The sequence below is a fragment of the Desulfobacter sp. genome (assembly GCA_028768525.1).
GTDB lineage: Bacteria > Desulfobacterota > Desulfobacteria > Desulfobacterales > Desulfobacteraceae > Desulfobacter.
The window spans coordinates 5,106,335-5,119,644 of record CP054837.1 but is presented as its reverse complement, the minus strand read 5'-3'; the positions used below and the strand labels follow the sequence as shown (position 1 = coordinate 5,119,644).

General features: G+C 54.7%; 11 protein-coding genes and 1 riboswitch. Of the genes, 3 read left to right on the top strand and 8 right to left on the bottom strand.

All coding sequences use genetic code 11. The annotated features are described in order from the left end of the window. Window positions 1-82: 82 nt before the first annotated feature. Together HUN04_22505 and HUN04_22500 are read right to left on the bottom strand one after the other, a co-directional pair. Window positions 83-2,476 carry a butyrate kinase gene (locus tag HUN04_22505; protein ID WDP93376.1) on the bottom strand — a complete coding sequence of 798 codons (2,394 nt, stop codon included), beginning with the start codon at window positions 2,474-2,476 and terminating at the stop codon, window positions 83-85. 62 nt (window positions 2,477-2,538) lie between these two features. Continuing rightward, window positions 2,539-4,407 (bottom strand): AMP-binding protein, encoded by a 1,869-nt coding sequence (locus tag HUN04_22500; GenBank protein WDP92340.1) that lies wholly within the window; start codon window positions 4,405-4,407, stop codon window positions 2,539-2,541. 230 nt (window positions 4,408-4,637) lie between these two features. Further along, a riboswitch (cobalamin riboswitch) is annotated at window positions 4,638-4,837 on the bottom strand. 123 nt (window positions 4,838-4,960) lie between these two features. Between HUN04_22500 and HUN04_22495 the strand changes: the two genes are divergently transcribed. Further along, the gene (locus HUN04_22495; protein WDP92339.1) at window positions 4,961-5,266 is read left to right on the top strand and encodes an antibiotic biosynthesis monooxygenase; all 306 of its coding nucleotides are present in this window, start codon (window positions 4,961-4,963) and stop codon (window positions 5,264-5,266) included. 239 nt (window positions 5,267-5,505) lie between these two features. Further along, a complete protein-coding gene (locus HUN04_22490; protein WDP92338.1) occupies window positions 5,506-5,910 on the top strand; it encodes a hypothetical protein in 405 nt (134 codons plus the stop codon). A 208-nt stretch (window positions 5,911-6,118) separates the two neighbouring features. Here the strand turns inward: HUN04_22490 and HUN04_22485 are convergent, their stop codons facing one another. From HUN04_22485 to HUN04_22470, 4 genes are read right to left on the bottom strand one after another with little or no spacing between them, the layout of a single operon-like run. Beyond that, complete coding sequence (locus HUN04_22485) at window positions 6,119-7,795, bottom strand: FAD-binding protein (GenBank protein ID WDP92337.1); 1,677 nt, start codon at window positions 7,793-7,795, stop codon at window positions 6,119-6,121. 29 nt (window positions 7,796-7,824) lie between these two features. Next, window positions 7,825-8,610, bottom strand: a complete 786-nt coding sequence (locus HUN04_22480; GenBank protein ID WDP92336.1) for a 4Fe-4S dicluster domain-containing protein — start codon at window positions 8,608-8,610, stop codon at window positions 7,825-7,827. A 24-nt stretch (window positions 8,611-8,634) separates the two neighbouring features. Further along, window positions 8,635-9,483, bottom strand: a complete 849-nt coding sequence (locus HUN04_22475) for a heterodisulfide reductase, subunit B (GenBank protein ID WDP92335.1) — start codon at window positions 9,481-9,483, stop codon at window positions 8,635-8,637. A gap of 8 nt (window positions 9,484-9,491) precedes the next feature. Then, a complete protein-coding gene (locus HUN04_22470) occupies window positions 9,492-9,899 on the bottom strand; it encodes a 4Fe-4S dicluster domain-containing protein (protein WDP92334.1) in 408 nt (135 codons plus the stop codon). Window positions 9,900-10,134: 235 nt separating this feature from the next. Here HUN04_22470 and HUN04_22465 point away from each other — a divergent pair, with 235 nt between their 5' ends. Continuing rightward, window positions 10,135-11,001, top strand: coding sequence for an amidohydrolase (locus HUN04_22465; protein ID WDP92333.1), 867 nt, complete (start codon window positions 10,135-10,137; stop codon window positions 10,999-11,001). 69 nt (window positions 11,002-11,070) lie between these two features. Here HUN04_22465 and HUN04_22460 read toward each other — a convergent pair whose 3' ends face one another. Then, window positions 11,071-11,886 (bottom strand): cytidylate kinase family protein, encoded by an 816-nt coding sequence (locus HUN04_22460; GenBank protein WDP92332.1) that lies wholly within the window; start codon window positions 11,884-11,886, stop codon window positions 11,071-11,073. A 5-nt stretch (window positions 11,887-11,891) separates the two neighbouring features. After that, on the bottom strand, window positions 11,892-13,235 hold the full coding sequence (locus tag HUN04_22455) for an OFA family MFS transporter (GenBank protein ID WDP92331.1): 1,344 nt from the start codon (window positions 13,233-13,235) through the stop codon (window positions 11,892-11,894). Window positions 13,236-13,310: the final 75 nt, after the last annotated feature.

Sequence of the window (13,310 nt, the reverse complement as noted above, 5' to 3'; positions counted from 1 at the left end):
CCCCTGAATTGGTAATTTGAAGGATGACAGGATTATATCTCTGCCGTCATTTCTCCAATCCGGAGTCAAGGGGAAGCACCGGTCAGGATGCCGCTCTCTTCTTCAGGTCAAAATAAAATTTCACGGCCAAGGACAATGAGGCCAGCTTGGACCTGGCGGAATCCCCCCTTGAGGTGAGGATCAGGGGCATATCCCCGCAGAGGATGACGCCGGCCAGGGCCGCTCCGGACTGGGTGGTCAGGGTTTTCCAGAGTACGTTGCCGGCATCGATGTCCGGCAGGATGAGCACATCGGCATTCCCCTTTATCAGGCCGTTGTAATGCTTTTCTTCGGCACTGCCGGGGTCCATGGCCACATCAATGGACAAAGGCCCTTCAACAACGCAATCATCCCGGCCGGCAAACCGCTCCGCGATACGCTCGGCCTCAATGGAGCTTTCCACGCTTCGGTTCACATTTTCCACGGCAGAGACCACCGCCACTTTGGGAACCTTGATATTGAGGTTGTGCACCACTTTCAGGGCGTTTTCAAGGATGGCCACCCGCTTTTGTTCATCGGGATAGGTGTTCAGGGCGCCGTCGGAAAAGGCCAAAAGTTTGCTTCTGGTGGGAATATCCACAATGGCGGTATGGCTCATGACCTGGCCTTTTTTGAGCTGCCCGCTGGTTTTAAGATGCTTGATGACCCCCCGGAGGATATCCTCGGTGTGGATCAGGCCTTTCATGAGAATATCGATTTTGCCCCGGCCCAGCAGGTCAATGGCCTCGTCAATGGGATTCTCGGTATCCACGATGGTGTAATTGTCATTGTCAATGACCAGGTCGGTCTCATAGGCAATCTGGTTGATCTCCGTAAAATCACCAAGAAGGACAAATTTTGCAATGCGGAACTGCCCCTCCTCATTGGCCCTTTTGGCCGCCAGGATCACATCTTCGTTGTTGGCCCCGACAATGGCGATGGTGGGGGCGTAATTCTCCTTCACCGTGAGATAGGCCGCGTCAATGACATCATCCATTGAGGTCAGGGGCGCCCCTTTCTTTTTGAACCGGATCTCCCGCTTGAAAATATCTGTGTCGATGAGCTCGTCTTCCGCCCGCCGCTTTTTGGCCAGGGCGTCCCGCTCCGTTTCATAGTCCTTCAGGTTCTCCTGTTCGTAAAAGCCTCGGATCTGCCCGGCAGCCAATGCCTGATCTTCGAAATACCCCGGCATGACCACCACGGGGTAACGTCCCCTGATGTTCCGCCGGATCCGCCGCATCATGTCCCGGGACCGGGCAAGGCCGCCGGTGACCGCCATCACCCTGACATCGGCCCCGTCTGCGGTGAGGCGGAGCATGCCGCTGGCGATATTCCTGGCGAAAAAATCCTGGACCATGCCGATTTTCTTGCGCTGGGTGGGGGTGGCCCCCTGCTTTAAGAACCCGATCATGGCGTAAAAATCATTTGTCCCCACCAGGGAGAGCAGCCCCCCCCGCTCGGTCATGACCTGCTCCAGGTCTTTGACGGAAAACTCATTGGCCTTGATGGACTTGATCACCCGGTCAATGTCAATGGCCCCGCTCCGGCTGGTGGAGGGCAGGCCGGAATAGGCATCGATGAGCATGGTCACCCTGCCCCTTCTGTGGGCGGCCAGGGAGGTGCCGCCGCCCACGTGGGCGGTCACGGCATCCAATTGTTCAGGCTCCTGGTTCATCAAAGAGGCCACCAGCCGCCAGGCCGCCTTGTGGCTCAGGTAATGGCCGCCGGACCCATTGCGCTTGATTTTCACAAACCCGGTGATCCGGTCCACCACATCCAGTTCATCACAGACAAAGGGATCGGTTGTGGTCAGCAGCATATCGTTCTGGCCCCCGCCCAGCTCGGCCAGCTTCAGGCCCATGGCAATGCCCATGTTGCTGGCATGGGGGCGCAGGGGGCATTCCGCCAGGTCCCTGACCATCTCCGGGACCACCTGGTAGGTGCCGCTGGGAATCAATTGCAAAAAACCGCCCTGGCAGGCAATGCCGTCAAGGGAGGCCAGGCTGGTCCCCATGGCTTCCAGATGGCCGGCAACGGCACGCACCCGGCACTCTATGCTGTCCTCCTCATCCGGGGTAAGATGGATTTCCGATTTATGGATCTCTTCCAGCCCCTGGTAGATGGCAATCCGTGTCGATCCCGTTCCCGGGTTGATGAGCAGAAACCGCAGCTCCCCGTCCCGGGCCTCCTCGGCAAGATCCCCCCCGAGAAGGCGGCGCATGACAGGGGCTGTGGAATGGCCGGCCCTGTCCATTTCCAGCATCAGGGAGAGGGCACCGCCCAGAATGGTATTGATCCGGGGGGAGGCCGTGGATTTGAGCAGCACGTCAATCACCGACGCCAACTCGCTTTTCAGCACCCCCGGGTCACCGGCCATGGGCTCCTGTTTAAGGCGTTCGGTGAGTTCGGAAAACCATGCCTCGCTTGAAACGGCCAGCTGCCGTTCAAAAGCGGACATGGAAACACTGGTTTTGCCTATTTCAGCCACGGCTTCAAGGACTCTGTTACGAAGTTCCACGCTTACTCCTTATATTTTTTAATCAAGGCTTTAACGGATTCGGCATTGGCCAGGTGGCCGGTGTCCTCATTGTCACCGGCATCGCCTGCGACGATGCGCTTGAGCAGCCGCCTGACCAGTTTCCCCGTGGCGGTCCTGGGCAGTTCGCCGGTGATGACAATCTTTTCAGGCAGGGCAAACCGGCCGATCTGTTCAGCGATATAGGCCTTGAGTTCCTCAATAAAAAGGACTTCATCCCCCATCTCCCCCCTGGTGACCACAAAGGCCGTCAGTTTCTCCGCGGAGTCCCCCTGGGTGCTGACAATAACGGCCTCGTCAATGGAGGGGTGGGAAACGATCACGGATTCGATCTGGGAGGTGCCCAGATTCTGCCCCCTGACCTTGATCACGTCGTCCAGCCGCCCCATGAACCAGTGAAACCCGTCCTGATCGCAGCGCAGGCCGTCGTAGGTCTCGAAAAGGCCGCCAAACCTGGAAAAATATGTTTTTTTAAAATGCGCTTCCGCCCCCCGGGTGGGCCGTCCCATGGCGGGCCAGGATTTTGAAAAGACCAGATTGCCGCTGACATTGGTTTTGCAGACCTGACCAAAATCATTTATGATCAGAGGCTCCACGCCCAGGGCGCCGAATCCCAGGGAGCCGGGCCGGTTCAGCTCAGGCGAGGGATAGGTATGAATCAGTGAGGTGCCGCTTTTATTCTGCACCCACATATTCACTAAATGTTCAGGGCCACGGACCAATACCCCGGCGGCAAAATCCGCCAGCCTTGGGGACAGCGCCCCCCCGCAGCAGGCAATGACCGAGAACCGATTGCCGGTGTCCAGGCGGTTTTGCCCCAATTGATGCCGGAGATCCGAAATCAGGCCGGGCCGGCAGATCATTGCCGGGTTCCCCTCCCCTTCCAGCAGCGTTTCAATGGTATCAATCCCCTCATCACCGCCGGTGATGGCAATGCCGATGCCGTTGGTCAGCGGGCCCCACAGCCCATAGGCCTGGCAGGCACTTTTAGACGGGTCCAGGGTGTTGACAATTATTTCTGGCTCATCCCGGTCCAATGCCCTGTTAAAAACCAGATCAAAGGAAGTGCGGGCCTGGACCAGGAAACCGCCCGTGGCAAACACGGCCCCCACAGGCTGGCCGGCCAGGCGGTTTTCATATATGGCAAAGAGGGGATGGTCAGCGCGGGGATAGGCCGGCTCAACACGGCCGGACTCGGCCAGGGCGGTGTATTCCGGCAGGGTCGGCAGCTCCTTGATTTTTCCCCCAACGGTGATAATGTCCAGGGGGGCAAGCAGGGAGTGGACGGTTTGGGCATGTTCTTCACCAGCACCATGGGCGGCGATGACGAGCAGTTTGGCACGGGACTCCCTGACATCATCGGCCACCAGGGCGGCGGGCAGATGGCCGCCGATGGGGAGGTAGGTCACCCCAAGATAGGCCGCAGCAAGGGCGCATATAATAAATTCAGGGCCGTTGGGAAGATTCAGTGCAATGCAGTCCCCCTGTTTAAGCCCCCCCTGGTGAAGGGCTGCCGCCAGCTTGAGCACCTCCTCATTTAACTGGTGAAAGGAGTATGTCCTGGGGGCCTCCCCGGGCCCAGGGTAAAATTTAAGGGCCGTCTTCTGGCCCATTCCCTTTTCAATGATTCGATGGAGGGCATTTTCAGCAGCGTTCAGCCGCCCCTCCCCAAACCAGGACACCTCGCCCCTGGAGAAATCCTCCTGGACCACAGAGACAAATTCTTTCTGCCATTTCAGGTATTTGGCCTGGCCGGCCCAGAATCTGTCACCCTGCTCAAGGGTCTGCCTGTGGAGCATGCGAAATTCATCAAGACGCCCCGGCAGTTTCTGCTTTAAATCTATATTTTCCATGGTTTAACCCCCAAGTGTTAAAAGCTCCGTGCCGAATATCAATGCGCATCCATTGCACCGGAAAGAATAACTTAAAAAACGGTTAAACGGCGGCAGGCAGGAAGAAAAGACCCGGAACGATGTGGTGGAAAAAAAGACACGGCCCTAAAAAAATCCCCGCACATTATCAACAAAAATGCCCGGGGTGCCGTATTCCATCCTTTCGGGCCCGGATCCGTCTCCTCGGGATCCACGGCACCACGCTTTGAGGCAGGTCTTCTGACTTCCGGATCATCCGATGAACCGCGCCTTCCCGTCGGTTAAAACAGTGGCATGATTGCGGCTATCGTCCCCGGTCACAGCGGCGGGTCCGTGATGGAGTCACACCATCTTTCCTTTTCAACCGATATCGAAATTTCCAATACCTGTCACCACAAGCCGTGTCTGGTCATATCCGATCTGTTTTTGAAAGTCAATTCATCCCCTATTCTTTTGAGCCGGTCAAATTTCCGTTTTCAAATTCATGCAGACCTGATACCGTAGGCCCATCTGTTTCACAATACAGGAGATTCTCATGATCCATGTCCTTGCTTCCATAAAAGTCAAAGAAGAGTTCCTCGACGCATTCATCGATATTTTCAAAGCCAATGTCCCCCACGTGCTCAAGGAAAAAGGGTGTCTGGGATACGAGCCGGCAAAGGACCTGCCCACCGGACTTCCCATCCAGGAAACCGACAGCACAATCGTCACCATCATCGAAAAATGGGAAAGCCCCGAAGCCCTTAAAGCCCACCTGGCCGCCCCCCATATGGTGGAGTACCAGAAAAAGACCAAGGATATGGTGGCGGGCGTTTCCGTAAAAATTCTGGAACCTGTTTAAGCCGGGAATCTGCAACGGAGGTTTATATCCGAACCTGGCAGGGGATATGGTGATCTCGTACCATTAAGTGGTATCTCCGTGTGATATCTGAGGTCAATATCAATAAAATCATCATGTTATCCGGCTATAAATTGTATGGACTGATCGGATATTATTGCAAATGTGGAGATATCCTGCTTCGCATATCACGCAGATAGACGGAACCGGTCAACTACTTGTTCTATCATAAGGCATAAACTGTGAAGTCAATAATTCTTATTTTTTTATTCTTAGTAATCGCGACAATAGTATTTTTGAATCTCAAAGGTCGGAAGAAAGAAGTATGGGAAACAACTCCAGGTGGCCCATACACTGTAATCATTTCAGAAGATGGCTTAGCCTGCGAACATCCAAAACGTAAAAGAGAATCAATCAGGTGGAACCAGATAACTGAAATTCGACTTGTTACAACTGACGAAGGACCTTTACAACCGGACGAGTGGTATTTATTTCTTGGTGGCGAAATAGGATGCTCAATTCCAAGTGAGGCTAAAGGCTTTGACCAACTTTGGGATGTGTTTAAGACACGCTTTCCTGATATAAATTACGAGGAAATAATTAAAGCCAGTACAGATAATGCAGAGATAACTCTTTGGAAGAAATGATAGAACCACCCAATACACCGGATGCAAAAGGCCGTGGCTTTTTCTTTTTCTGTGGTTTGCGGAGGTAAGAGGCTCATACAAAGTTTTGTGGAAGCCTTTTGCACTCGGTGATCGGGAACGTTCTATAAAATGCCAGGGATGAAAAAGAGGAGGTATCATGGACACCCACAATACCTCCCCGTATCGCTGTTAACGCCTTGGTGTAAAATTACACGCCGGGAACGCCGTCGGTAAGGGCATCCGGCCAGCGGTTTTCGGCAACTTCATCGGTGGAGTAGTCGGGAAGCACAATGGGTGCAACCTTAGGATCGGTTACACCGGCTTCTTCCAGCTCTTTTTCAAAATTGACCACATGATCAAGTGACAGATTCTTTAACTCAACGCCTGCATTTACATATTTGGACGCATTAACCCCAGCCCTGCGGCCAAAGGTGATAATGTCCTGCAGTGAATTGCCCATGAGGCGGTTCTCGCCGTGGACGCCGCCAATGGCCTCGCCGGCTGCATACAATCCGGGCACGACAGTTTCGGAGTTGCCGTTTACATTGATGCCGCCGTTTTGATAATGCAGGGTCGGGTATACCAGCATCGGCTCTTTGGAGATATCGATGCCGTGGCGCTCAAACTGGATGAACTTGGCGGGCAGTTCTTTTTTCACCGTTCCCGGCCCGTGGAGTTCATCAATCATGGGCGAGTCAAGCCACAGCCCCACACGGCCTGTGGGCGTCATGATCCCTTTTCCCTTTTCCATGGCTTCGCAGATGAGCTCGGCAGATTCCACATCACGGGGCTCCAGGGGAAAACAGAACTGTTCACCGTCAATGTTTAATACATGGGCGCCCAGCCCGCGAACCTTCTCAGTGATGAGGAGCCCCACATTCTGCTCGGGGTAGGCGGTTCCTGTGGGATGGTATTGGGTCGAGTGAAGGGATTTGTTGCCAACCCCTGCCCTGTATGCCATGACCACCCCGTCCATGGTGGCGCCATAGTGGTTGGTGGTGGCAAACCCTTTAATGTGCAGGCGGCCGAAACCGCCGGTTGCAATGACCACCGCCTTTGCCCTGACAATGGAGAACTCCTTGGTTTCCATGTTCATCAAAATGGCGCCGGCGCATTTCCCGTCATCGTCCAGCAGCAGCTCAACGGCCGGGCTGAACTCCAGGGTGGTAATGAGATCGGATCTGTTGCGGACCTCATCACGGACCACCCGCATGATCTCCGCACCGGTCATATCCCCTGATGACTGCAGTCTCTTTCTTGAAGAGCCGCCGCAGTGACGGACAACGGTGCGGCCGTCTTCATACTTGTTAAACATCATGCCAAGCTTTTCCAGCCAGGCAATCGAAAGGGGGGCATCATTTGCCAGCGCCGCCACCAAATCACGCTGGTTGGTAAAATGGCCGCCACCAATGGTATCCAGATAATGGTAATAGGGGGAGTCCCCTTCATGGGTGGCGCCCTGGATGCCGCCTTCCGCCATCACCGTGTTGGAATCCCCGTGGCGGAGCTTGGTGGCAATAATGACCTTGCAGCCGCCTTCAGCGGCCATGAGCGCCGCAGAGGTGCCGGCGCCACCGCCGCCGATAACCAGGACATCGGTTTCATGGTCGACTTTTGTTAAATCCACTTTGTCCGGGCGGACAACGGATTTTGATTCAAGAAGGGCTGCAACGCCCTCCTGGTATGTGTCCCCCTTATTGGGACCCACAGCCACGGTGCGTTTTCCATCCTCCTGGTAATCGGGATGAAATTTGCTTAAAACCTCTTCTCTTTGAGCCATTGTAAGGGCGGGATAGTGCTCTTCCCTCCGGGCTTTTTCAAGGCGGGCGGGCCGGGTTGCCTCAACCCTTTTTATTAATTCCTTCATTTCTGGTGTATAAGCCATGGTATTCTCCTCAACTGGTTTTCTTAAACTTACAGGTTTGATGTATCTTTCGGAAGCCACTCACCGGCCGGGGCGAACTCCGGCTCTCTTTCCCGTTCTACATAGAGTTTTTCCAGGGCTTCCCTATCCATTCCATTAAGCTTATCCAGCATGGGGTCATACTTTCCTGCTTCAATGTCTTGTACACGTTTGGCAAGGTGTTCTGCCTGGGGCTGTATGTACCGCGCAAAAATCCTGCGGGCCAATTGGGCCACATGGTATTGGGGAATTTCCCCCATACATCTGCTGGCGCACAGGCCGCACTGAATACAGTCAAAGGAAAGGCGTGCGGCCTTTTCAATCTGCCCCTGTTTTATTGCAGAGATGTAGCCCAGTACGTCCACATCCATGGGGCATGCTTTTGTACACTGGTTACAGGCAACACATCTGAAAAGTTCCGGGTATAATGCATGGATGGTGTCTACACTTCCTTCCAGCGCCTCAAGATCAAAGGCCGCCCGATTGGCGGGAAAGAAAGGGATTTGCGCCAAATACATATCCGGTTCAACCACGGTCTGGCAGGCCAATCCGTAGTAGAGCTTGTAATCGCCGGCTTTGCGGTAAACCGTTGGGCAGGCACCGCAAATCCCCCCCCGGCAGCCTGAGCCGCGCAGGAATTTGAACCCGGCAAATTCCATGGCCTTCATTATTGTCAGGGTTTCAGGAACATCATATTGTTTCCCCATGACAAATATGGGGATGGTCCTGGCGCCCTCGGGTAAAATAGCCCTGTCCCCTGTGGCGATTTTTGGCGCTTTTGTATCTAGTTCACACATAATCATATCTCCGTTTCACCACCACTAAGCGGCCAGGTACTTTTTAATTTCAAGCAATTCCAAGGCTGCCGGTGCACTTAATTCAAAATGGCAAAGGTCTTTTTCCACACCAAGTGCCACTGCCAGCAGCTGACTAAAATAATAGGCAGGTAATCCATCCTGTTTGCGCAGGTTATACTCACAAAGGGGGCAACTGGTTGCAATGGCTTCCGCGCCGGCCTCTTTTGCACTGTCCATGATGACGCCCGATGTCCTGTCGGCGCCGCCTTGGGCCGTGAGAACCTGGTAGGAACCGCAGCACTTATCCGCTGCGGTAAATTGTTTTGCTTCAGCGCCGATGGCCTCGAGCATGCCTGTCATGAGTTCATAACTGCCATGGGGTTCGATGCCGACGGATGCGGGCCGCTGCAGGGTGCAGCCGTAATAGGGGGCAACCCTTAGCCCTTCCAGGGGCGTCACCACCTTCTCTTTGACGGCATCCCAGCCGATTTCATCTTTTAATAAGGTGAGGTAATGAACCACTTCGACTTCGCCAAAGTAGTCAATTTCCTCATCCATAAAGCGGTTAATGGTGTCACGCTTGACTTCATTGGTTCTCATGAGCGCGTTGGCCCGGGCCAGCGTGTTGTAACACATGGAACAGAGTGTAACTAGTTTTTTAGCCCCCTGCTCTTTTGCCCGTATCAGGTTGCGCACGGGGCCGACCATATGGATTAAGTCATCGTCGGTGAGCGAATATACGGCTCCGCAACAATTCCATCTATCAATTTCTTCTACTTCAACACCGAGTTTCTCAAGTGAAGCAACGGCGGCCATATCAAGGTTTTTGGCCTTTGTCTTCAGTGTGCACCCGGGATAATAGCTAATCTTCATTGTGCTCCTTAACTCGTAAACTTTCTAAACCCGGCAACAAAGGCCATCTGGGGCATCTTTCGTATATCTTCTTTGGGTATTTCTGAAAGATTGATCCTGTTTTTACTTTTTCTGAGAACCTTCTGCCTGAGGGCCTCCATAACTTCCGCAATATCAATACCCCTGGGGCACTTTGCCGTGCAGGCATGGCACGACGCGCATTTCCAATAGCTATTGATATCGGCGAGCTTATTCTCAAGACCGAATTGTATGAGGTGCATAACCTGCCTGGGCGAAAGGTCCATTTCTTCAGCCATTGGACACATCCCCGTACATGTTGCACATTGCATACACAATTTCACATTCTCACCGCTCAGCTCTTTCAGCTTTCTGATTGATGGAACAGAAATAGATTCTCCATTGATTCGTAATGTCATTTCTACTCTCGTTTTAGGTAAATTTTTTGTACTGATTCCTTAACTTACGCCCTACAAATAAAAAAAATGGCTGCCAGGTTGCTACTGGAGCAACCAACAGCCATCAACTCAATTTAACAACCTGTTCGAGAAAACTCAACATTGAAAATGCCTTAATCGTCATTTATAATTCCCAGCGAACGATAATTTAAATTCCTGAAAAATAAGACAATCAAAAAGGACCGGGAAATTGACCATGATCATAGACGCCCACTACCACCTCGACCCGAGAATCCAGCCCCTTGAAAATCTCCTGGCAAAAATGGACCGGCACGGGATCGACAAAACCGCACTCATCCCCAACATGTGCGATCCTTTTCCCCATCCCGACGAATTTCAACTGAGGCTGCTGCGGTTTCTGCTGATTCACCGCCCACTCCGGGGAATTGCCGAACGTCTGCTGACCCGGTTCACCCCCGAGGGGGATATCCGCCTGCCCTCAGGCCCGTTGAAAATATATCCGGCCCCGGACAATGCGCCGGTGGCCGCAGCCCTGGCCGAATATCCGGACAGATTCCTGGGATGGATCTTCGTTAACCCCCAGGGGAACCATGATCCCCTGGATGAAATGGACCGATGGGCAGGCTGCCCGGGGTTCATCGGCATCAAGGCCCATCCCTTCTGGCACCGCTATGCACCCGAGGCCCTGCTGCCCGTGGCGGAAAAAGCGGCGGCAAAGGGCATGCCCCTGCTGATCCATCCGGGGTTCGGAACGCACGGGGATTTCATGCCCCTGGCGAATGAACTGCCTGAACTCAAGCTTATCCTGGCCCATGCCGCCTTTCCCGGTTTCAAGGATGGATGGGAAACCATCCGGCATCGCCAAAATATCTATGTGGACCTTTCCGCCGATGCCTATGTGGATGAAGCAATTACCCGCAGCGCAGTGGACGCGCTGGGGGCGGAGCGCTGTATTTTCGGTTCTGACGGGCCTTTCGGAACAAAAGACCCGGACGGTTTGTTTGACAACGGTTTTATTAAAGGCCGGCTGGCCGTGATGTTTCCGAACCGGAGCATCCGGGAGCGGATTCTCGGGGGCAATTTTCAGGACATGATTTCCTGACCGGTGCGGATCAAAAATTTGATCTCAACAATGGACCTGCCGGATCTTCGGCGGCAACTTCGGGATATCCTACCAGAGCCAGCTGGATCCGATATTGAGCTGGTTCTCCACTTTTTGCACCCCTTGGGTCTCCCTGGCGATATTCACCACCGCCTCCTTTAATTTATTGGAGCCCAGGTCGCCGGTGATGGTGACTTGGCCCTTGTTGGCGTAGAGATGGATCTGGACAAAGCGGGTGGGTTTGTTTTTAATGATCCGGGCCCAGATTCTGGAGACGATGAGTTCGTCTTCCAGCTTCTGCCGGTGGGCCTCGGTTTCCTGGAAGGCCGGTTCCCGGGCGGCCCGGACAATCACATCCGCGGCCCCTTCCACACTGATCTGGTCCAGATTGACCATGAGGTCGAAACAGGTGTTGTCCGCCTGTTCCACCCCCCAGACCGCCCGGGCCCAGTGGTCCCTGTTTTTATCCATCTCAATGATGTGGGCAAGGGCCTCCTCCTTTGTGAACCCTTCATTTTCCATGGCATGGCTGATCCTGTAGTCCATGCCGGCCACCACCTTGACGGTGAGCAGGTTGGGCATCCCCTTGAGCAGGAGGTGGCCGCCGTAGCCGTGGTAGACCATTTTATTGTCCCGGCCTTTTTCAATGAGGGCGGCCCTCAGAAACCTGACATTGCTGATGATCCTATTGGTTTTCAGTCCCAGGGGGCCGGGGGCCTTTAAAATGGAATCGTTCAGGGCTTTCTCCGGCATGTCAAAGGCCCGGGCGGCTTCCCCTACGATGATCTCGCGGCTGATGCAATTATAGTCCAGCCGTTCTGCAACGGCCTGGGCAACGGCTTTTCCGCCGCCGAATGTTCCCCTTGAAATAGTAATAATGGCCATAGGGTTCAGTCTCCTGAGTCAAGTGCGAATGAACGGGCGTTTTGGGGGTTTTCCTTTTTTTTCATGGGGCTGTTTTTCAGGGAGGGTGCCCCCAGATTCCGGCTGATCAATGCCAGGGCTGCGGAAAGGACCAATAGTCCCATGATCAGAAAATAGGAAAGGTCGGTTTTCCCGGTGAGATCCCGGATCAGGCCGTTGAGCCAGGGCATGATCAGGCCGGCCGCGCCAAATGCCGTAAAGAGGCAGCCATAGTTGAGCCCGAAGTTGCGGATGCCGAAATAGTCCTTGCAGGCGGCCGGAAAAATGGTGAGGTTGGCCCCGTAATTGAGCCCGATCATGAACATCACCGCCAGCACGGCCATCCAGGAAGGTCCCCCGGTTTTCATCAGCAGATAAAGGGCGCCCACAACGGCGGCCTGGCAGGTGAATTCGGCAAAGAGCGCCGGCTGCCTGCCCACCCTGTCCGAGACAACCCCGGCCAGGATCCGCCCCAGGGTATTGCCGGCGGCAATGACCACCACGGCAAAAAAGGCCATCTCCCCCAGCACCTCCCGGCCCAGCTGGGCGGCCGTGCCGATGAATACCAGGCCGGCGGAAGCGCCGGAAAAATACATGACAAACATGAGCCAGAACTGGGCGGTGCCGAGCATCTGCTGCCAGGTGAACTCATGGTCACCCAGCCCCGGGCCTTGTTTTCCCGGATTTGAGGGAGGCTTGAATCCCATGGGCGGATTATAGATGAACCAGACCAGGCCCAGGGTGGCGATCCAGAGCAGCACCCCCAGGGCGATCATGGCCGGCCCGATCCCGGCATGGACAACGCCCTCCGGCGTTGTCACGGAAAAGGCCTTTAAGAGCCAGGCCGTGAGCGGGGCCAGGGGAAGGGGGGCCATGCCCGATCCGGCCACCACAATGCCTGCGGTGAGCCCGGTTTTCTCGGGGGGAAACCACTTGATGGTGGCCGGCGTCAACGCGGAATAGGCGCTGCCCACCCCCATGCCGGCCATGACACCGAAACCGGCCACATAGCCCATGAGGGACCCGTTGCTGACGCCTGCAATGATGCAGCCCAGACCCGCCAGAAGCCCCCCGCCCAGGATGATGGGCCGGGGTCCGAACCGGTCCTGGAGCCGGCCCGCCGGCACCATGACAAATGAGAAGACAATGGCCATGGTTGAATAGGGAAGCGCCTTGTCGGCATGGGACCAGCCCCAGGCGTCGGGAATCCCCGATTTAATGACGCTCCATACATAGAGGATGCCCAGGGCAAGGCCCAGGGCGGCCGAGGCAAAGGTGACAATCCATCCCCGTGAAAAAATGATGCTGATATGTGTACTGCTTGGATACATTAACTCTTTCCTAACCCGTTTCTTTTCAATTATATCTCCCCCGGCCCCAAGACCGGGGGGATATAACCTATGCTT

Excerpts from the sequence above, each read along its gene's own strand:
- HUN04_22505 (WDP93376.1), bottom strand. The coding sequence starts at position 2,476 with ATGTCCGCTTTTGAACGGCAGCTGGCCGTTTCAAGCGAGGCATGGTTT.
- HUN04_22500 (WDP92340.1), bottom strand. The coding sequence starts at position 4,407 with ATGGAAAATATAGATTTAAAGCAGAAACTGCCGGGGCGTCTTGATGAA.
- HUN04_22495 (WDP92339.1), top strand. The coding sequence starts at position 4,961 with ATGATCCATGTCCTTGCTTCCATAAAAGTCAAAGAAGAGTTCCTCGAC.
- HUN04_22485 (WDP92337.1), bottom strand. The coding sequence starts at position 7,795 with ATGGCTTATACACCAGAAATGAAGGAATTAATAAAAAGGGTTGAGGCA.
- HUN04_22480 (WDP92336.1), bottom strand. The coding sequence starts at position 8,610 with ATGTGTGAACTAGATACAAAAGCGCCAAAAATCGCCACAGGGGACAGG.
- HUN04_22475 (WDP92335.1), bottom strand. The coding sequence starts at position 9,483 with ATGAAGATTAGCTATTATCCCGGGTGCACACTGAAGACAAAGGCCAAA.
- HUN04_22470 (WDP92334.1), bottom strand. The coding sequence starts at position 9,899 with ATGACATTACGAATCAATGGAGAATCTATTTCTGTTCCATCAATCAGA.
- HUN04_22465 (WDP92333.1), top strand. The coding sequence starts at position 10,135 with ATGATCATAGACGCCCACTACCACCTCGACCCGAGAATCCAGCCCCTT.
- HUN04_22460 (WDP92332.1), bottom strand. The coding sequence starts at position 11,886 with ATGGCCATTATTACTATTTCAAGGGGAACATTCGGCGGCGGAAAAGCC.
- HUN04_22455 (WDP92331.1), bottom strand. The coding sequence starts at position 13,235 with ATGTATCCAAGCAGTACACATATCAGCATCATTTTTTCACGGGGATGG.